Raw genomic sequence first — 20,558 nt, 5'->3', positions numbered from 1 at the left:
ACCGAGGACACCGATATTCACCGATACCTCCCCCAAACGAGACCCACTCCCTCCACAAACATCGGTGCAAATCGGCGCCATCGGTGGTCCTCAACAACACTGCAGCCCCCCCTTCGCGCCCTTCGTGCCCTTGTCTCCTCGCTACGCTCCTCGAGTGTCGCTGTCGCTCGGTAGTGGTTAAAAAAACAACCCCAGCCCCCAGCACCCAGAACCCTGCGTAAGCCCAAAGTCCCATATCCCCCGGAGCGATTTTAAGCCAAAATAGCCCTCCAAAAGATCAACTCTCCAGACGCAACCGCACCTCCACGAAAGGACTTCCACATATGAGAAACTTCCTGCCACTCAGTCTCAGCCTCATCCTCCTAGGAGGATGCGCGGTCAAAGAGCCGCCCACCGTCCAAGAGACCGCCGCCACCGCCATGGGCGAAGAGGCGGAAGTTCCCAAAACCGACTTCAAAGCAGCCGCCAACGCCGCCAAAGGCGCCGTGCAAGACGGCTGGGTCCGCTCCTTCGGCGATCCCAAACTCGAGGCCCTCGTCAGCGACGCCATCGACCACAATCTCGACATACGAGCAGCCATAGCTCGAGTCGACGCCGCCGCCGCAGAAGCCACCCAGGCAGGAGCCGAGCTCAAACCCGCCATCGTCCTCGGAGGCAGCTCCAAAGTGGCCGACGGCTTCTCATCCGGTTCCGACAGCACCGATTCATCCGGCGTGTCCCTCAACGCCTCCTGGGAGCTCGACGTGTGGGGACGCATACGAGCCGAGGCCGCGGCCGGAACCGCCAGCTTCGAAGCCACCCAGTTCGAGCTCGAGGCCGTCTACCAATCCGTAGCCGCCCAGACCGCCAAAGCCTACTTCTTCCTCACCGAAGCCACCCTCCAGGTAGCCGAAGCTCAAAAAGCCATCGACCTCTACAAACGCTCCCTCGAAGTCGTCGAAGCAAAATACGAGATCGGCCAGGTCACCAAAAAAGAAGTCTCTCAAGCCAAGGCCCGCATCGCCCAAGGCGAAATCGTCATACGCCGGGCCACCTCCGCCAAGAACCAAGCCGCACGCTCATTGGAAATCCTGCTCGGACGCTATCCGTCCGCCGAAATCGAAGGAGCCGAGGAGCTGGTCGCCACGCCGCCGCCCATTCCAGTCGGAATCCCATCCGAACTGCTCGAGCGTCGCCCAGACCTGCAAGCCGCCGAACGTAAGGTCGCCGCCCAGTTCTTCGAGATTCAAGAAGCCAAAGCCGCGCGCCTACCGAGCATCGCGCTCTCCGCGGGAGCAGGCTCTTCCACTAGCGACCTCACCGACATGATCGGCCTCGGAAGCGACTACTGGACCGCTGGAGCCAACTTCCTCGCCCCGCTCTACACCGGCGGAGAACTGGAAGCTCAAGTAGAGATCGAAACCGCACAACAGCAAGAAGCCCTCGCCGAGTACGGGAAGCTCGCCCTCAAAGCCTTCAGCGAAGTCGAGCAAGGCCTCAGCAACGAATCCCTCCTGCGCGAGCAAGAGGACTACATCCGCGAAGTGCTCGTCGAATCCGAAAACGCCCTACGCGTCTCCAACGCCCAGTTCGAGCAAGGACGCATCGAATTTCTCTTCGTGCTCATCCAGCAGGCAGAAGTCATCGGCGCCCGCGTAAGCTTACTACGCATCCGCGACAAACGTCTCCAGCAACGTATCGATCTGCACCTCGCGCTCGGAGGAAATTTCGAGGGTTAAACCGGTATCAATTAAAAACCTACAAAAGTCATGTTAAACATATTCGCGCTCATACTCGTCCTCTTCGTAGTCTTGTTCTTCTTCTACGCGATCATCGTGATCCACGACATCCCGTACGAAATGGCCAAGAAACGAAACCATCCGCACGCGGAAGCCATTCACTACGGAGGCTGGGTCAGCCTCTTCACGCTGCACGCCATCTGGCCCTTCCTCTGGATTTGGGCCACCCTCTACAACAAAGAAACAGGATGGGGTAGCAAAAAATCGAATACGAGCTCTTCACCGTCACCAAACCAAGAGCTGCTAGCGAAAATCGACGCCCTCGTGGAAAAGGTAGACCACCTCGAGAGCCAACTCGCCACCGTCAAAGAATCTAACAAGGAGAGCTAAGTCATGGATCTGTTACTATTACTACTTTACACCGCATTCTGCGTCACCTGCTTCAAGGTATTCAAAATTCCACTCAACAAGTGGACCGTGCCCACCGCCATTCTCGGCGGGGTAGCCTTCGTCGGCACCATCGTCTTCGTGATGAACTTCTCCCACCCCTACGGCAAATACGCCAAAGAGGTGTACGCCAGCGTTCCCATCGTACCCGCAGTCCGCGGTATCGTGACCGAAGTGCACGCCGAACCGAACCAGGAAGTAGAAAAAGGAGCCATCCTCTTCCAGATCGACCCGACGCCCTTCCAAGCGCAGGTAGACGAGCTGCACGCGAAACTCGAGTTCGCCAAAGTACGCGTCGAGCAATCCCGAGCGCTCGAGGAGATGGAAGCCGGCTCGCTCTACGAACTTCAAGCCTTCGAAGCCCAAGTAGCGGAACTCGAAGCGAAAGTTCGCGAAGCCCAGTTCAACCTCGACAGCACCACCGTGCGAGCGCCCAGCCGCGGCGTCGTCACCCAGATGGGCCTCCGTCCCGGAGTCCTGACCGCGAATCTGCCATTCCGTCCAGCCATGGTCTTCGTCCCAACCGAGAAGCGACAAATCATCGCCAGCTTCTGGCAAAACGCCCTCTCGAACCTCCACGAAGGCGACATCGCAGAAGTCGTTTTCGACGCCTTGCCCGGCCGAGTGTTCACAGGCGAGGTCAAGACCATCCTTCCCTACATAGCGGAAGCCGAGTATCAGTTCAGCGGCAGCCTGACCTCCTCCGACATGCTCAAGCACGCCGACCGTCCCATCGCCATCATCGAGCTCACAGACGATCTAGACCAGTACGAGCTTCCCATCGGGCTCCAAGGCAAAGTCGCGGTCATCCAGTCCCACGACCCGCTACACGTCGGCATGGTCCGCCGCGTCCTCCTGCGCATGGCAGGCTGGCTCAACTACGTGTATCCAGTAAAATAGATACAGGTAGCGGCCGTTGTCCCAACGGCCACCAAAACGATCTTCCACCCAAGCGCGTCTCGCCTCCGCAAGACGCGCTTTTTCACATCCCCCAAAAAAACAAATTTCACCATTCACCCACTCCCGAATCCCACAACCCACAATCCAGCACCCATAACCCAGAACCCAGAACCCAGAACCAGGCGACGAGCCCCCCAACATAAGACCAAAGTCCCATATTCAATCGAGCCTCCGCCTGATAAAGTACATCCAGTTTCAAGGTATTCATAGTAGTTTATTAGGGTAGTTAAACGGCGGTCTCAAAAAAGACCGCCGTTTGTATTTTCAGGTAGCGGCACTCGCTCGCCTCGCCGAAGCTTAACGCGAAGGCGGGTCCCCAACGGCCACAAACGCACCCCTTGTAGGGCCGCCGCTCGCCGGCGTGCCGCAGAGCCCACACACCCGGAATCCGAAACCCGGCCCCCAAACAACCACCAAGGGCACCGATGTTCACCGACAATACCTAAAAACCAGCCTGAACCCCACACACATCAGTGCAGATCGGTCCCATCAGTTATCTTCAAAAACACTGCAGGATCACTTCGCGACCTTCGTGCACTTCGTGGTTAAAAAAAAAACAGCCCCACCACCCATTCACCCTTCCCATCCCCTCTACCCCACATAAGCCCAAAGTCCCATAGCGCTAAGCAGCCAAATAGAGTATCCTTACCGCGATGCTACTATTCAGAGAGAGATCACTGCTCGCTGCGATCCTCTGGGCCCTCTTCGCCTGGGGAGCGCTAGCGCCAACCTACGGGCAAAACCTAGCCGAGCCCGCGAACGATCGCGCCCAGATAACGGTCACCGATCTCACCCAACTCCAAAACGCCATGGAGGCGGACCCAGGGCTGGATGAAATCACCAAGGAAACCCTACGCATTTCCTACCAGGAGGCTCGCTCCGCACTCGACGACGCCAGCGAACTCAGAGCCCAAACCGCTCGCCTCGGGCACATCATCGAAACCGGACGCGACGATACCGAGGAGCTAAAGCGTCAGCTCGAAAACTTGCCCGCAGTCTCCCCCGATACCGACGGAAGCGCCCTGAAAAGCATCGATGAGCTCCAGGCCGAACTCGAAAGCATCCGCCTCGGAATCAATTCCCAAGACAACAATCTGAGCGAAGTCAGCGCCGAACTCGAAGAGCTGAAGCGACAACCCATCTCCATCAGCTCGCGCCTCCCGAACGCGCGCGAAGAGCTAGCCGACATCCGCAAAGATCTCGAGACCAGCCGAAACGTAGAGCAAAATCAGAACAACCTCGCCAAGCTCACCCTCCTGCAAGCCCAAGAAAGCCGCCTGCTCGCCGAACTCGATCTCCTCTCCCAGCAGCAGCAAAGCCACGCCATACACGAGGACCTCGTGCGAGCCCGCCGCAACCTCATGCGCGGCTGGCTGGACAACGAGATCGCCAAATCAGAACAGCTCGCCGCCACCATCAACGAACGCCGCTCTCTCGAAGCCCAGCAGCTCACCTACGAAGCGCGACGCAACAACGAAGGCTTCAATACCGAAAACGAGGAAATCCTCGCCCTGCTCGAAGAAGTCAAATCGCTCGCCGCCGACCTCGAAGGCGTGGTCGAAGAGCTGCGAATCTTCTCCATCAACGAAAGCAAACTGCGCGAACGGATCGAACGACTCGATCGCGACTACGAATTTGTCCGGCAACAAATCGAGTTCGGAGGAAACACCACCCTCTCCCTACTCGACATCCAAAGCCGCCTGCCCACCCAATCCAGCCTCAACCGGGAATCCTCCTCGCTAACGAACCGGATTCTGGAAACACGTCTTGCCGCTCTGAATACAGAGTCGAAACTACAAGCCCACGACGAGTTCGCGGAGAGCTACGAATCGGTCATGAGCGCAAGCGTCGACCAAGCGCTCGACTCGCGTAAAGAGCTGCTCGAGCAGCTCGAAGAAAACTACCGCACCCTCACCCGCTCGCTCGGGACCTTAAGATTCGAAACACTCGAATACGCCAGCCGCACCAAAGAGGTGCGCCAGTTCATGTTCGAACAAACCTTCTGGATGAAGAGCTCCGCGCCCATAGGGGGCAAAACACTCTCCGAGCTTCCAAAATCCTTCAACTGGTTCTTTTCCGCGTCCCATATCGACGAACTTACCGGATCAATCACCAAAGCGCTCAAAGAAGAGACCCTCCTCTTCGGACTCTACCTTCTCTCACTTCTCATCCTCATCAGCCGCCGACGCCACTATGCAAAAGTCTTACTGGAAACGCGACAAAAGGTCAGACACATCTCCACCGACAACTACAAGCACACCCTGCGAGCTGTCTGGGTCTCCTTTCTCTTCGCCCTTCCCGCCCTCATCGCCACGCACTTTATCATCTGGGTCATTGGGCTAAACCCAGACGCCTCAAGCTGGCTTCAAGCTGTCGCACAAAGCCTAAAAGATCTCATCGGCATAATCTTCAGCCTCTCCTTCCTCATCGCTCTCTGCCATAAGGACGGCATCATAGTGGGGCACTTCAGGTGGCAAGAAAGCTTCACCTCCCAAATCACAAACATCAGCCTTCTTTCCGGACTGACCGTGCTTCCACTCGCCTTCATCGCCCTGGTCACACGCTACGCAGGGGAGAGCGAAGTCTTCGACAGCCTAGGCCGACTCAGCTTCATGGGGATGGAAATACTCGCCGCCCTCTTCACCTGGGTGCTGCTCAAGCCTTCCAACATCGTAACCGCAAAAGCGAAGCGCCCCACCAGTCCCCTACTCGAGGCCGCCCTTAAGACGCTCGTCACAGTTGCCATCTGTACCCACATCATCCTTACACTTTTCGCCTGCACCGGACGCCTCTCCACCGGTATCCATCTCGGACTCGAAATCATTGCCACATTCTTCGTAGTGGTAGGAAGCATACTCGTCTACTACCTGCTCCTCCGCTGGTTCCAAGTAAACGAACGCAAGATCGCCCTCAAAGAAGCCATCGAAAAAAGACGGGCCAAACTCGCCGACCAAGAAGAGGAAACCTCAAATCCCGACGAAATCCCGCTAAACATCGAAGAGCCCGAGGAAGCCGATCTCGATTCCATCAGCGAACAAACGCGCCACCTGCTCGGCACACTCTTTGTCCTCCTAACTGCCATCTCACTAGGCTATCTATGGGCCGAAACCGCCCCCGTCGTCGAAACGCTCGAAAAGATAAACATCACTTCCGGCCTCAGCTTGATGAAAATCTTTAACGCCGCGATCATAGGCGTTTTTGGATACATCGCCTTCCGCGACCTGCCAGCCCTTTTGGAACTGGGAATCCTCCGCTCCACCAAACTCGAATTCGGTACCCGCTCAGCCATCACCACGCTCTGCCAGTATTTTGTGATTGCCGGTACCCTTCTTGGAATATTCCACATCATCGAGATCGACTGGTCCCGCTTCGGTTGGATCGCCGCCGCGCTCAGTGTTGGCATCGGCTTCGGACTGCAAGAAATCGTAGCCAACTTCGTCTGCGGACTCATCCTCCTCTTCGAATTGCCCGTCAAGGTCGGCGACGTTGTAACCGTCGACGGTCAAACCGGAACCGTCGTCCGTATCCGCATGCGCGCTACAACCATCATCAACTGGGATCGCAAAGAACTCGTTGTTCCCAACAAAGCATTCATAACCGGCGCCCTCCTAAACTGGACGCTTACCAGCTCCTTGAACCGCCTCATCATCACCGTGGGAGTCGCCTACGGATCCGACACCGAAAAAGCGCGTCGCATCATGATCGAAGCAGCCAAAGAAAACCCAATCATTCTCGACGATCCCTCGCCATTCGCCACCTTCGAGGAATTCTCCGACAGCTGCCTCACTCTTCGTCTGAGAGTCTACCTGCCAAACATGGACAACCGACTCAGCGTCCTCAGCGACATGCATTCCGAGATCGATCGACGCTTCAAAGAAGAAGGCCTAGAAATCGCCTTCCCACAACGCGACCTCAACATCCGTTCCTGGCCCAGCCTCAAAGACTTCTCCCGCTAACAAAAAATTTCAGTTAGCCCCCATCGTCCCCGATGGTCACAAACGCACCCCCTGTAGGGCCGCCGCTCGCCGGCGAGCCGCAGAGCCCACCAGCCCCCCGAAACCCGAAACCTTGCACTCCCAACACAGATTCGAGAATCACCCACTGCAAGATCCCTCCGCGTTCTCCGTGCACTCCGTGGTCAAAAAGAACACAACCCATCATCTCGCCCCCTGCCACCCAACGTAAGCCCAAAGTCCTATATCCAAATTCCCCACCTCGTGATACAGTGTATCCAGATTCAAAAACACACAGACTCACAAAACTAATTTCCAAAACAAACAGTTTCTAGGTACATAGTTTAGAGTAACATCTCATAGGTAATCAAAACGGCGGTCTCACAAAGACCGCCGTTTGCATTTCAGGTAGCGACCATTGCTCGCCTCGCCGAAGCTTATCGCAAAGGCGGGTCCCCGATGGCCACATACGTCCTCCTGTAGGGCCGCCGCTCGCCGGCGTGCCGCAGAGCCCCAATCTCCACCCATCATCCACAACACCAGTATCCAACCACCGATTACACCGATACTCACCGATACCCACACACACACATCAGTGCAGATCGGCACCATCAGTGCCCCTCAAAAACACTACAGGATCACTTCGCGTCCTTCGTGCACTTCGTGGTTAAAAAAACAGAAATTAATAACACCACAAGCGCTTGACCAATCGTCCCTGAATACCATCGGTGCAAATCAGTGGCATCGGTGGTTCACCCCCCCAACAACGTATTCTCCCTCCAACTACACTCAAAAACAACCAATCTTCCCGTTCCCTCAAAAAAGGAAAAGGCGCAGGCCGATAACGACCCGCGCCCTCAAAGCAAAGAGATTCGTAAATTCTCTATTGGAATAAGCTAGCGATGATAATTCCCGCTACTGCAACCATCAGAGCCGCCCAAAGGACCAGCTCGTTTCGGTACCATTTTTCAACGATTCTTGCCATAGTATTGTGTTTGATAGGTACTCAGACATCCGTCCGAGTGCACAAACTATAGAACGAGATTTACAAAAAGTTCAAGCTCGCGTTACCCAACCGACACCACTCCGTAACCCGTCCGTCACCCTAACCTCTTGAAGAAGAACGAAAAAACGTATCCAAAACATCGATTCCAAATCACAACAAATCAGAGGTTTTCTACTGATTTTACACCCTTTCCAGTTAGAACCACACCTAGGCAGCTCTACGCTAGCTCGCTCCATAAGAGTGACTAGAGCCATTTTTTACAAAACATCAACTCAGTGTAAGACCTTATTTTACTAGCCTAAAACCACCACCTGCTTGCATTTCGAGCACTGGTTTCACGTAAGCGTTTTGAGCGATCACCGACTCTTGGTGGCCCCCATCGTCGCGCACGCCTTCCTTGCTGGAGCTGTGATACATCGCATTCGAGGAGATAACGCAGCCCTTGAGGTTTTTAGCGACGATTCCAAAATATGGATACGGCGTACCAAAGTCCCACTCCTTGCGATCGTACCACCCCCAAATCGTATTGCCAGTGATCGCCGTTCCGACACTGTCCTGAACAATAATCTGCACACTATCGTCCCCTTCACGATCCACGCCATTGCTACGCACCTTGCACCCCGTAATAGTATTCGACGTACAATTACGCAAAGCGATTCCAGGACCAAAGTTGTGATCGATGGAACACCCGGTTATCTGCATAGAGTTTGACCCCTTCAGCAAAATGCCACCTTCCCGGTTCCATTCAACTCGGTTCGCAGTCACCATGATAGACGCTGTACCGAAAAACTTGAGATCCTTGACCTCTTCCTCGCTCATCCCATCGGCAGGTTCGCCCCGGGCAAACAATCCTGCCCCCTTATTGGCCGTCAACTGGCAATCAATAATCCAGCCGTCATAACCGCCTGTCGCATCCACCCCATGCTCGCCGTTGAACATGATCAGACAGCGACGCACCGCGAACACCCACGAACGCTCAAAGCGAATGCCCGAACCGGAAAAGTGGTTGATACGACAATCCTCAATCACGTTGTGCTGCTCGCAATCGCTATGCCGCGCATAGAGTCCGTGCAAGCCAGTCCCTTGATTCCGACCATCGAGCGTCAGCCCAATCACCCGAATACCTCGCTCATTCCCAAGATCCAACAAGGCTCGTCCAGCTCCGGAAAGGGCAGCCAGCGTCGTGCGCCCCTCAAACTCAGGATCACGCCCATCCTTATTCTCGTAGGACCAACACGAATCGCCACGCAGCATGATGTGGCTCGGCACCTTGACCGGATGGATCATGTACTCACCTGGAGGGAAGTAGACCACGCCCACTCCTTCGCGAGCCGCCTTCATCGCTTCGATCAAAGCCGGCGTATCATCATGCCGACCATTCCCCTTCGCGCCAAAATCCTTAATGTTGAGATGATCCATACAGGATACAATCTCGCGACCGGCCCCGCTTGTCGAAGACGAAGCTCAAAAGAAAGATGGATATGCTTCCACATCCATCGACATTCTTAAACAGGTAGCGGCCGTCGTCCCCGACGGCCATTCTCAGAACAGGGCCACGAGTGCACGCGACGCAACCTGCCCCAGTCCGCTACCTCAACACCACCATCAATTCCTTAACATCCACGCTGTCACCAACGCCTACGGGGATCCGGTCAACCGTTCCGTCCGTCGGAGCATAGACCGTGGTCTGCATCTTCATCGCCTCGATGATCAATAGCTTATCACCTTTCTTCACCTTGGTCCCAACCGAAGTCGCGATACTGCAAACCATGCCCGGAATCGGAGCTCCGACCTGCATGTCGTTTCCAGCTTCCGCCAATTCTCTCGGCGTGGAATCGGCCTGGATCGACTGGTCGAGGATCGAAATGTCGCGAGCGCGCCCGTTGAGTTCGAAGGTGATGTGGCGGTAGCCATCCTCGTTCGGCTCGCCCACATTGATGAGCTTGATGTATAGAACCTTCCCCTTCTCGATCTGCACCGCGACTTCCTCGTTCGGCTTCAGCCCATAGAAGAATGCGGGTGTCGGCAAAACGGATACATCCCCATACTGAGCGTGGAACGACAGATACTGCTTGAAGACATCCGGGTACATCAAGTGGCGGAAGAGATCGTCCTCGGTCGCAAGACGTCCCAACATCTTGGAAAGCGACTTTCTCTGCTCGGAAAGATCAATCTTCTTCGCGTACGATCCCGGGCGACCACGCCGCGGCTTGACATCCCCCAGCACGATCTTCTGCAGCTTCTTCGGCCAACCGCCCTTAGGCTGCCCCAAGCCTCCCGATAGCATGTCCACGATCGACGCGGGGAAAGAAGAGCCCGGCTCCAGGTTGAAAATATCCGCCGGCTTGATACCACGCGTCACCAAGAAGATTGCGAGATCGCCAACACACTTGGAAGAAGGCGTCACCTTCACGATATCGCCGAGAAGCAAATTCACTTCCTCATAAGTTTTCACGACTTCCGGCCAATGACTACCCAGCCCAAGCGAAAAAGCCTGCTCACGTAAATTAGTGTACTGCCCCCCCGGCATCTCGTGCTCGTAAACCTCCGCCGATCCAAACTTCGGACCGGTATCAAACGGCTCGTAGAATTGGCGAATCGCTTCCCAATAAATGGAGAGCTCGTTCAAGGCCTTCAGGTCCAGCTTCGTATCACGTGGTGAGTCACGCAAAGCCGCCACAATCGAATTCAAATTGGCTTGCGAAGTCAGACCCGACATCGACGAAACAGCCAGATCAACCACATCCACTCCCGCTTCCGCCGCCTTGATGATCGACGCCGAGGCGATTCCAGAAGAATCGTGCGTGTGGAAGTGGATAGGGATCCCTATCTCCGCCTTGAGCGCCTTCACGAGCTTGGTCACCGCAAACGGCTTGCACAGTCCCGCCATGTCCTTGATCGCAAGAATATGGGCTCCCATCTTTTCGATTTCCTTGGCGAGATCAACGTAGTACTTCAGCGAATACTTGTCGCGTTTCGGATCATTGATGTCGCCCGTATAGCAAATCGTACCCTCGCAAAGTGCATGCGTTTTACGCACCGCCTCCATCGCCACCTTCAGGTTCGGAAGATAGTTCAACGAATCGAATACACGGAACAAGTCCATACCCGCTTCCGCCGCATGCTTAACGAATCCAGACACCACGTTGTCTGGGTAGTTCGAATACCCGACCGCATTCGCCCCGCGCAACAGCATCTGAAAGAGTACATTCGGCGTCTTCTCACGAAACGCTCTTAGCCGCTCGTACGGACACTCTTTCAAGAACCGCATCGAAGTATCGTAAGTCGCCCCGCCCCACATCTCTAGCGAGAACATGTTTGGCAGTCGCTGAGCCACCGCTTCCGCGCAGGTCAACATGTCGTAACTCCGCATACGGGCAGCGAACAAGGACTGGTGGGCATCACGAAACGTCGTATCCGTCACCAGAAGACGCTTCTGCTTTAGCATCCACTTGGAGAACGCATCCGCCCCGTCCTTCAACAAACGATCACGCGTCCCAGCAGGGACCTTGCCCCCTGGCTCGAACTCCGGAACCAACACCGGCAGCTGCATGCTCGGCACCGGACGCCCCTTCACTTGCTCGTTTCCATTTACGATCGTTTCCCCCAAATAGGATAGCAGCTTGTTGGCACGATCCCGCCTTGGCTTAAAAATGAAAAGCTCAGGAGAGGTGTCGATCATCGTCGTCGTCGCCTGCCCTGCCTGGAAAGCATCATGGTGAATGACGTTTTCGATAAACGGAATATTCGTCTTAACTCCGCGGATACGGAATTCCCGCAACGCGCGATCCATACGGTTGATCGCGCTCGAAAAGCTCGAACCAAAAGTGGTCACCTTCACGAGAAGCGAATCGAAATATGGAGTGATGACCGCTCCCGTATCGCCCATTGCTCCGTCCAGACGCACACCAAAGCCCGCAGCCGAACGATAATTTACGATGCGACCGTAGTCCGGCGTAAACCCGTTCGCCGGATCCTCAGTGGTAATACGGCTTTGAATGGCAAAGCCGTTACGCGGCACCTCGTCCTGAGCAGGGATGTGAATATCCTTCCCGTGCAGCGTTTTTCCCTGAGCCACCAAGATCTGCGAACGTACGATGTCGATATTAGTAATAAGCTCCGTAACAGTATGCTCCACCTGGATACGTGGGTTCATCTCGATAAAGAACCAATCGTCCGTATCGCAATCGTAGAGATACTCGACAGTGCCCGCGTTGTTGTAACCGATCTCCTTAGCCAAGCGGGCAGCCGATTCGCAAAGCTCCACCCGCATCTCTTCCTTTAGCCCGACAGAAGGAGCAATCTCTACAACCTTTTGGTGACGACGTTGCACCGAGCAATCCCGCTCATGCAGGTGCACGACATTTCCATGGCGATCGCCCAGTATCTGCACTTCGATATGTTTCGCCCGCTCGATATAACGCTCCAGGAAAACAGCGTTGTTGCCAAAAGCGATCTGAGCCTCGTTTTGCGCCTCCTCCAGAAGCGGCACCAAATTCTTCTCCTGCTTGACCACCCGCATCCCACGGCCGCCGCCGCCAAAGGCCGCCTTGATGATCAGCGGGAAGCCAATCTTCTTCGCCAACTTAACCGCTTGCTTCGGATCCGATATCGCGTCCTGCGTACCCGGCAACGTCGGCACCTTCGCTGCATCCGCCGCCTGGCGAGCCGCCACCTTGTCTCCCATCTTGTCGATCAGTTCCGCGTCGGGACCGATGAAGATGATCCCCGCATCGCGACAGGCCCGGGCAAAAGTCGGGTTTTCGGAAAGGAAACCGTAGCCCGGATGAATCGCATCTACGCCTGCGTCCTTGGCGACCGCAATGATCGATTCGATATCGAGGTAAGCCGCCACCGGACCTTTCCCCTTCCCCACTTGATAGGCCTCGTCCGCCTTAAAACGATGGACCCCAAATCGGTCCTCCTGGGAATAGATGGCGACGGTGCGAAGACCAAGTTCAGTTGCAGATCGAAAGATACGGACCGCAATCTCACTGCGGTTGGCGACGAGGATTTTTTTCACAATATATTTGTAGGGGGGTTGTAGCTCACAGGAATCCCATGGGGGCGCTAGGAAACCTATTCGGAAACCAGCAAAACTAATGACTGCTATTCCTCAACTTTTTAGTGCAAACAGTTTGATCTATTCATATCGAACCCAGATCTCCAATACACGCCGCTGAGCGAAGCATTACGTGTTGATCTCTCCAAGAGACTGTCCAATAAATTGCTTCCGAGTGTACGAAGTACAATTCGAGTTCCATATTTCGGCTTTCGATTTGAGGTATACCCGGAGGGTATATCGAAATGAGGAAATGAAATCTGGAGCCGAAAGGTGCGAGTACGCGAAGAAACGGGAGGTATTGGACAGTCTCATGAATATTCGATATCCCCAGAACATCCTCTTGTTTTAAGCCCTCAAAAAATCCCACCCTATGCCTCAACCGACCGCCGATGAACTCGAGCTCGCCGGAGCTCAAACAGCTATCAACAAATCCGCGTCCTGGTTCTATTGGATCGCCGCCCTTTCCGTCATCAACTCCCTCGTCATCGCCTTTGGCGGCGAGTTCAGTTTCGTCGTCGGTCTAGGCGTCACGCTCATCATCGACGGCTTCGCCTACGGCGCCGTAGCCGAAGGCGCCCCCGAGTTCGTGAGGTATATAGCCCTCGGCATGAGCCTTGCCATAGCCGGCGGATTCGCCCTCCTCGCCATCGCAGGTAGAAAGCGGATCCTCTCCCTCTATATCTTCGGCATGATTCTATATGCGATCGACGCCCTCATCTTTCTGGCGTTCCAAGATTGGGTCCCCGTGGGATTCCACATGTTCGCCCTCTTCGGCCTTTCAAGAGTGATTTCCGCCACCAAAGACTACCGCCGTATCGAAAACAAGATACTGAAGAGCGCAGAAGCTCCCGCCGAATCCGAAGAACCGAGTCCGGCTTTGTAGACTCAATCCCGGCCCGGCTGCACTATCGGGTGGTTACGCTGCAAGACCAACGGAGCTTCGAAATCACGGTTGTCGATCACCAGATGCGATTTGGCCTTTGGCTGATACAGCTCGAAATAGCGCCGCTGTCCTGGCAGGTAACGACCATGGTATTTGCGTTTCAACGTATCCAAACCGCCAAGACGATCGATATCCCGCGCCGCCGCGCGTTCGAGAATAGTCTCCTCGTCCACGTCCACGAAAATTCGGAAATCGAAAAAGTCGCCTAGCTGGTCGCAAAACAGCATCACCCCTTCAAAGATTAGAATCGAATCGGGCTGGGCCTGCTCAAACGCCGCCTCGGTCGCGCTGCTGCTCACGAAATCATAGAGCGACTCCTTGTACTCGCGATTCCCGGACGGCCCCAAAGGGCCGAGCACCTGCTCGATCACGGCCTCCTTGTTGAAGGAGTCTTCCAAATACCCTTGCACCGAATCCTCACCTTGGCGGTACCGCACCTCCGGCGGGTGATGAAAACCGTCGATCGAAGCCCGGATCACGTGCCTGCCAAGAGCTTCAAGCGGCTCCACGAGAGCGTCAGCGAATCGAGTCTTACCCGAAGCGCTCGCCCCATCGATTCCTACCCGGACCGGATGGGGCAGCTCCAACGAAGCGATCGCTTCCACAACTTCCTCAATCAGTTTCGCTCTCACAAGCGGCGGGTATGGAGACAACCGCCTTCCTGCGCAAGGCCTAGCAATTTGACAGTTTTCTCTTGGTGGATACTCTATTGGCTTCCAACAAGCCCTCCAACCCTCGACCACTGCGACCATGGAATCCACTCGCTCCGACCTCGCCTCTCAACTCCTAACCGACCGGCGATTCCTTACCTTCGCCGGCACCGAAACCTACCTGCTATTCCAACAAGGCTTCAACCTGCGCGACTTCTGCGCTTTCGAAGTCCTCGAGGACGAATCTGCCTGGAAGCAACTCGAGCAAGAGATGCTCATCCCCATCCTCGATGCCGCTGCCCAAGCCGGTCACGGCGTCCTCACAGATTCACTCTGTTGGCGAGCCGCGCCCGACTTCGTATCCAGCCTTGGATACTCTCCCGAGCACATTGCACATTTCAACAAACTGGGTAGCGAACGCATCAAGTCCACCATCGACACTTGGCGCGCAAGCTCCGGCAAAACGGAAGTGGACTGCCCCGTCATCCTCTCGACCGAAATCGGCCCCCGAGGCGATGGATATGCCGTTCCGGAAGCAGCCATTACAATCCAAGCGGCCCGCGACTACCATCGCACGCAGCTCAGCGCGATCGCCCAAAGCCACGCGCACCTCGCCGCCGCCCTTACCATGACCAACATCAACGAGTCCTGCGGCCTGGCAATCGCTGCAAAAGAACTCGACCTCCCCATCGTCATCTCCCCGACCATCGAGACCGACGGACGTCTGCCCGACGGAATCACCTTGAGCGACTTTATCCGAACCGTCGATGCGATCACCAAAGCCGCTCCCCTCTTCTACATGGTCAACTGCGCCCACCCGACTCACCTCGAGCCCGTCCTAGCAGAAGCGAAAGCAAACCAGGAGCCTTGGCTGGACCGGCTACGCGGCTTCCGCGCAAACGCATCCTGCAAAAGCCATGAAGAACTCGACAACGCCACCGAACTTGACCGAGGCGACCACCAGGATCTCGCCCAGCGCATGGCAGAGATGTCTAGCAACTACGGCATCAACGTCATTGGCGGCTGTTGCGGCACCGACGCCGAACACATTCGGTCCATGATCAAGTCGATAGGCTGACACCTTCTCCTCGTAATTGCAGCCCCACTACAAACGCTTTTTACGAGAGCAGTTGCAAATTGCCTCAACTTAGACCTTTCTAAGGTAGAACAACCCAGACTCGCCTATGCCTCTCGACCTTCCCCAGGAAGCCCTTGCCCAACTGATGGACGCCCTCGAAAAAGGACGTACCATCGACGCCATCAAACACTACCGCGCCGCGACCGGCCACGGACTCAAAGAGTCAAAAGAGGCGGTCGAGCAGCTTTACGCCGAATTGCACCAGCAGGACCCGGAGCGCTTCCCTGAACGCAAAAAGACCGCCGGCTGCTCCAGCTCCGCCGCCATCCTCGCCGTGCTCTTCTGCGTCGTATTCTACTTCGCAAACCAAGCTTAGATCCGCCCTTCAAGCGTAGCGTCGACGCCGCTTGGGCTTGTGGCGAACTGCCAGCACCACCCCTGCCAGGAAGCCAAACAGATGACCCTCCCACGACACCCGAGCATCCGTCGGCAGGATTCCCCAGATCATCCCGCCAAAAAGCAGCATCACCACAGTCGAGATGAGCACCGAACTGATGCGTCCATCGTAGATGCCCCGTGTCATGATGTAGCCGAAGTAGCCAAACACGAGCCCGCTCGCCCCCACATGCAGATACGGCCTCCCCATCAGCCAGACGCCCAATCCCGCATAAAGCGTGATCATAAAACTCAGAAGCAGAAACTCCGAACTGGAGCTTCGCAGCGAGATGATCGCCCCGAAAACGAGCAGAGTCAGCGTGTTGTTTCCCAAATGCGTGAGATCCGCGTGCAGAAACGGCCAGGCCAGAACCCCGCTTATATTGCCCCAATCCCGCGGCAAGATCCCATACTGCAATAGGTCCTTCGACAACAGGACGCCTGCCAGATAAGTCCCCCAAATAAGCAGCACCAGAAACAGCAAACCGCTGAGCTTCCGTCTATCCGGAACCAGACCTAATCTCCGAAACACTGAGGGCATCCTTTCATGGACCGCGGACACTAGGAGGAGCTCCACACGCGTCAACTAAACGAAAACACGCGATGCAAGTCGTCCGCCGACCTGATCGCGTGTCAGAAAAAACAATTGGCTTCGGCCTAGCTCGCCGCCGTGTCGCACCAGCCCTTCTCAGGCTTGATCGGATGCTTGGTAAACACCTCCAAGTTCGTTTCCTCCAGCCACTTCATCATCTCGTCCCGCTTGTCTTCGAGCTCGTAGTGGAAGGGGCAAGGATCTCCGTTGCCACACCAACCTGGACCGAACGGGCACATCAGCGCCTCCTCGACCTTCTCGAACAAACGCACGATCTCCAGCAAAGTGATATCGCTCGGAGGACGGGAAAGAAAGAAGCCGCCGCCCGGCCCCGGAGTGCCATTCACCAAACCGGCCGTAGACATCTGGGACATCAGCTTGCCCACCAAAGGGCGTGAGAGATTTCGTGCAGTCGCGATCGTCTGGGAGTTCGCCTTGAATCCCTCCTTGTCGTAATTCGCAGCCAGATAGCTCAGGCTGGCGATCGCGTAATTGGCCATTTTTCCGTAACCGAACATAAGTGATACTAATTGGGGGCCTTATGGATGCAGCAACGTCTTCAATAAAGACTTTTTCGTATTTTTATCCGAATTACCATAGATTTAAAGGTTTATCCGGTACCCTTATACAAAAAGACCTGCAGGCAATGACCGAGGCCTTACCTGCAGGCGCGATTGAACAACGCTTTTACACCAAGAAATTTTTCAGTTTTAGAATCGGGTTGTGGTTCTCTTCTCTTTTTAAATTCGATCCGCACTCTTGAATCTCTGTCAGCTAAGGAAGCCCCCATCAATAAGGGCTTCCCTGCTTGTGCCTAATCCAACTTGGCTCGTATATTGCCTGACAGAAATTCAACGGCTAGATCGCCTTGGTTTCGCCCGCTTCCGCTAGAAACTTCCCTCAACTTTGGAGTAACTCTGTGTGTGCCTTTTTTGCTCCGTTGAGCATGAGTTGTGTTGAGTTTAGTTGTCTAGCGGAGCGCTTGAAACTGGAGATAAACCTAGGTCAGAAATTCCAGTACGCAAGCTTATTTGATGATAAAATTGTATTTTTTTATCTTATTCTTCTTTAGTAAGGAGCGCAGCTTACGCAAAGCCCTGAAGCCCCGTAGATTAGGGCCTGCCTCTAAATGAGCTCAAAGCTAGCAGGAACCCATTTGGAGGGAGGCGATTGTATAAAGCGTTTGCGCAGTTTCATGTCGAACGTTCGACATGAAACTGCGCATGTGGAGGGTTGGGGCTTTTTTTCTGTTGAACAAGGCGGAAACGATTCGGCCCAAAACGAAGTTCGCGGCGTCCGCCAAAGCCTTGCGCTGCTTCGATTTAGGCTCGAACCAGCAAAGAGCTAGTTTAAAGACAGGCCCTAACGGCTCAAACGCTTCCCCAAGGCTCCCCAAACAATAGCGAGACTCACGATCGAACTAAGCGGCATCAGGATCGCCGCGATCAAAGGAGTCACCCATCCGACCAACGACAGGCCAATGGCGAAGAGGTTGTAGGCGACCGCGAAGGCCATCAGCCCTTGCACTGAGCGACGTCGCTGACGCCCCACCTTTAGCAGCGAGCGAATCCCCCCAATCCCATTGCCCAAATAGTGGAAGTCAGCCTTCTCCGCTACGATCCCCTGCTCGTTGGCCGGAGCTCCCGCGCACAAAGCCGTCTCGAAGGCGAGCGTATCGTTCGCCCCATCGCCCACCATCAAGGTATGCTCCGCGCTATGCGCTTCGATCCAGGCCGCCTTCTCCTCAGGCAACAGATTTCCAAACACGCTGTTCTCCGACAAACCAAGGGCAGCCCCAATCCGGCGAGCCTTCTCCATGCGGTCCCCACTCAAAATAGCGATCGCCAAGCCCCGCTTCGAAAGCTCATCCACTTCGCGACTCGAATCCGGCAGCGGCAGATCCTCAAATCGCAGATCCAAGAGCATTCGGCCGTTTCTGGAAAAGACAGTCCCCTCTCCGGATTCCGCCGCCCACGAGCCCTTGCCCAATCGCCAACGATCCGCGCCTGAAATCCATTCGACTCCAAAGCCGACCCTCTCCTCAAGCGTCCCGACGTCACCAACGCTCCTGAAAAGCCCTTTCGCCATCAAATGCTCGCGGATCGTATTGGACACCGGATGTCGAGTCTGGGAGCAAAGCCTGCTCAAGGCAGTCAGCGCCTCAGCCTCCAAACTCTCGATTCCCTCGGGATTCACCAAGGCCAGCGAGCTACGAGTCAAAGTACCCGTCTTGTCGAAGACGATCTGCCGAACCCGAGTCAGACGGTTCCACAACGTATGCGTCGTCACAAACACGCCCTGTTGCTTCAAGCGGGCTAAGGCGATTTCATCGCCAAACGGCCAAGCGATCCCAAGAGCGCAGGGGCAAGACACCACGAGCACCGAAATAAACACCTTCAGCCCCATCGCCAGATCGCCCCATGCCAGCCAGACGGAGCCTCCCGCCACAGCGATCGCGAAGGCGACCATCAGGTACCTAAAAATCCATTTCTGAGCCACCTGATCGCGCTCAATCGAACGCGTGCCTCGAGTGCTCAGTTTGTTGAGAAGCGAGTCACTCCACTCCTCGTCCGCTCTCAAGCGAACCGAGAACTGATTCTCCAACTCCGCCCCGGAAGGAGCCTCCCCCCCCTGCTCGACGATGCGTGACTCGGACTCGCCGCTGATCCAATCCATCCCCAGACTCGCCCGCTCGCTCAACAACGTCGAACGCACCGGAACGCGTTGCCCGGACGGCAGCCAATAGGTCTCCCCCAACTTGATCTGATCGGCCCTCGATTTAATCCGGTTCCCATTGCTGCTCTCGATCTCCACCTCAGGAGCATCGAGCTGTATATCCGCTAGCCGATTTCGGTTCCGCTCAATCGCCACCACCTGCAGCCAACGCCCCACCAACATCAAAAACACGAAGGTCGACACAAAGTCGAAATAGACGAGGTTCTCATCCCCCTTCCAGATACCATACCAACTCACCGCATACGCAAAAACGATCCCGATCGAAATCGGCAGGTCCAAATGGGCGATTCCCTGCACGGCCGCTTTCGCTGCCTTTCCGATGAAATAAGAGCCGCAAAACAACATGCTCAGCGTGGCGAAAATCGCCGAAAGCCAATTGAAGTGAGTCGCGATCAAAAAGTCAGACTCCATCCCCAGATACCCCGGAAGCGTGTACAACATCCCGTTGAGAGCGAACGCTCCGGCCAATCCGAGTTTCCAAACCACTTTGCGCGATTCCGATTCACCCGATTCCCGAGCCGGACAAACTCGATAGCCAAACTGCTTGATACGCCCCGCAAAAGCTCGCAAGTCGAACTCGCCCGACTTCCACTCGAGCTCGATCGTGCCGTACTGCACATTCACGCGACACGCGATCCCCCCTTTCGCCTCCGCAAACACACGGTCAATCAACCACACGCAGCCGACACAGGAGATTCCCTCCAGAGCCAGATCCAGTCTCGCAGTCGGCCCCTTCTCTTCCGCGACCTCGATCAACGACTCCAACCAAGGATAGTCAGTGTTCTCAAACACGCTCGACCCGACCGGTCGCGACACGTCCCCTCGCAAGTCATAAAAACGCTCCAGCGACTCGTCGTGGATAATTCGATACACGTACTCGCAACCCGAGCAGCAAAAATCTGCCTCCGCCTTCACCGGGCTAAAAGTCGTCCCGCAATGCTTGCAGGACACCTCGCCGCAAGGTTCTCCTCGCGC

14 protein-coding genes are annotated in these 20,558 nt (G+C 55.6%); 7 read left to right on the top strand and 7 right to left on the bottom strand.

Annotation, left to right across the window (positions count from 1 at the left end):
• The first annotated feature begins 323 nt into the window (after positions 1-323).
• Genes JIN87_RS20610 through JIN87_RS20600 form a run of 3 tightly spaced genes read left to right on the top strand, consistent with a single transcriptional unit; the run spans position 324 to position 3,065 of the window.
• A complete protein-coding gene (locus JIN87_RS20610; RefSeq protein WP_200357511.1) occupies positions 324-1,718 on the top strand; it encodes an efflux transporter outer membrane subunit in 1,395 nt (464 codons plus the stop codon).
• A gap of 30 nt (positions 1,719-1,748) precedes the next feature.
• Positions 1,749-2,108 carry a DUF3302 domain-containing protein gene (locus JIN87_RS20605; protein ID WP_200357510.1) on the top strand — a complete coding sequence of 120 codons (360 nt, stop codon included), beginning with the start codon at positions 1,749-1,751 and terminating at the stop codon, positions 2,106-2,108.
• Between the two features lie 3 nt (positions 2,109-2,111).
• The gene (locus JIN87_RS20600; protein WP_200357509.1) at positions 2,112-3,065 is read left to right on the top strand and encodes an HlyD family secretion protein; all 954 of its coding nucleotides are present in this window, start codon (positions 2,112-2,114) and stop codon (positions 3,063-3,065) included.
• A 106-nt stretch (positions 3,066-3,171) separates the two neighbouring features.
• Here JIN87_RS20600 and JIN87_RS20595 read toward each other — a convergent pair whose 3' ends face one another.
• Positions 3,172-3,333, bottom strand: coding sequence for a hypothetical protein (locus tag JIN87_RS20595; RefSeq protein WP_200357508.1), 162 nt, complete (start codon positions 3,331-3,333; stop codon positions 3,172-3,174).
• Between the two features lie 445 nt (positions 3,334-3,778).
• Here JIN87_RS20595 and JIN87_RS20590 point away from each other — a divergent pair, with 445 nt between their 5' ends.
• A complete protein-coding gene (locus JIN87_RS20590; protein ID WP_200357507.1) occupies positions 3,779-7,081 on the top strand; it encodes a mechanosensitive ion channel domain-containing protein in 3,303 nt (1,100 codons plus the stop codon).
• 1,288 nt (positions 7,082-8,369) lie between these two features.
• Here JIN87_RS20590 and JIN87_RS20585 read toward each other — a convergent pair.
• Together JIN87_RS20585 and JIN87_RS20580 are read right to left on the bottom strand one after the other, a co-directional pair.
• Complete coding sequence (locus JIN87_RS20585) at positions 8,370-9,503, bottom strand: right-handed parallel beta-helix repeat-containing protein (protein WP_200357506.1); 1,134 nt, start codon at positions 9,501-9,503, stop codon at positions 8,370-8,372.
• Between the two features lie 169 nt (positions 9,504-9,672).
• Positions 9,673-13,107, bottom strand: coding sequence for a pyruvate carboxylase (locus JIN87_RS20580; RefSeq protein ID WP_325176401.1), 3,435 nt, complete (start codon positions 13,105-13,107; stop codon positions 9,673-9,675).
• 412 nt (positions 13,108-13,519) lie between these two features.
• On the opposite strand from JIN87_RS20580, the gene JIN87_RS20575 reads away from it, so the two are divergent.
• Complete coding sequence (locus tag JIN87_RS20575) at positions 13,520-14,032, top strand: hypothetical protein (protein ID WP_200357505.1); 513 nt, start codon at positions 13,520-13,522, stop codon at positions 14,030-14,032.
• A gap of 2 nt (positions 14,033-14,034) precedes the next feature.
• On the opposite strand, the gene JIN87_RS20570 is transcribed toward JIN87_RS20575, so the two are convergent.
• Positions 14,035-14,724, bottom strand: a complete 690-nt coding sequence (locus tag JIN87_RS20570) for a nucleoside/nucleotide kinase family protein (RefSeq protein ID WP_200357504.1) — start codon at positions 14,722-14,724, stop codon at positions 14,035-14,037.
• 118 nt (positions 14,725-14,842) lie between these two features.
• On the opposite strand from JIN87_RS20570, the gene JIN87_RS20565 reads away from it, so the two are divergent.
• Together JIN87_RS20565 and JIN87_RS20560 are read left to right on the top strand one after the other, a co-directional pair.
• Complete coding sequence (locus JIN87_RS20565; protein WP_200357503.1) at positions 14,843-15,820, top strand: homocysteine S-methyltransferase family protein; 978 nt, start codon at positions 14,843-14,845, stop codon at positions 15,818-15,820.
• 106 nt (positions 15,821-15,926) lie between these two features.
• Positions 15,927-16,196: a hypothetical protein gene (locus tag JIN87_RS20560; protein WP_200357502.1), complete on the top strand. Its 270-nt coding sequence runs from the start codon at positions 15,927-15,929 to the stop codon at positions 16,194-16,196.
• A 9-nt stretch (positions 16,197-16,205) separates the two neighbouring features.
• Here JIN87_RS20560 and JIN87_RS20555 read toward each other — a convergent pair whose 3' ends face one another.
• The 3 genes from JIN87_RS20555 to JIN87_RS20545 form a co-directional block, all read right to left on the bottom strand.
• Positions 16,206-16,796: a rhomboid family intramembrane serine protease gene (locus JIN87_RS20555; RefSeq protein WP_200357501.1), complete on the bottom strand. Its 591-nt coding sequence runs from the start codon at positions 16,794-16,796 to the stop codon at positions 16,206-16,208.
• 116 nt (positions 16,797-16,912) lie between these two features.
• Positions 16,913-17,347, bottom strand: coding sequence for an RrF2 family transcriptional regulator (locus JIN87_RS20550; protein WP_234033530.1), 435 nt, complete (start codon positions 17,345-17,347; stop codon positions 16,913-16,915).
• Between the two features lie 862 nt (positions 17,348-18,209).
• Positions 18,210-20,534: a heavy metal translocating P-type ATPase metal-binding domain-containing protein gene (locus JIN87_RS20545; RefSeq protein WP_200357499.1), complete on the bottom strand. Its 2,325-nt coding sequence runs from the start codon at positions 20,532-20,534 to the stop codon at positions 18,210-18,212.
• Between the last annotated feature and the right edge of the window lie 24 nt (positions 20,535-20,558).

It is taken from the genome of Pelagicoccus mobilis (genome assembly GCF_016595505.1).
GTDB lineage: Bacteria > Verrucomicrobiota > Verrucomicrobiia > Opitutales > Opitutaceae > Pelagicoccus > Pelagicoccus mobilis.
This window is presented reverse-complemented; position numbering and strand designations above follow the sequence as displayed.